This is a genomic window from Holdemanella sp. DFI.5.55, assembly GCF_020593575.1.
Classification (GTDB): domain Bacteria; phylum Bacillota_I; class Bacilli_A; order Erysipelotrichales; family Erysipelotrichaceae; genus Holdemanella; species Holdemanella hominis.
Genome location: NZ_JAJDMK010000475.1, coordinates 1 through 209 on the forward strand (window position 1 = coordinate 1; position 209 = coordinate 209).

Sequence of the window (209 nt, forward strand, 5' to 3'; positions counted from 1 at the left end):
CATTAGATAGGTTTGATTGGCTAATTCACAAAGCCGCGGCGTTGCCAAACGAATCTGTCGCTGCAGCTGCTGAGTCTGCCAAATTAAAATCTGCCAGACATCTTGACGACTTTTTCCCGATTTGGGGCCAAAAAGCCGTCTTTTTTGATAGTCAGGCTGCTGTCGTTTTAAATTCCAAAATGGTAAGATCAGCTGCTGATGATGCCATT

At 44.5% G+C, this 209-nt stretch carries 1 protein-coding gene; it reads left to right on the plus strand.

What is annotated here, in order from left to right:
- On the plus strand, positions 1–209 hold a 209-nt coding region (locus tag LJE08_RS14855), incomplete at both ends, for a hypothetical protein (protein ID WP_227403697.1).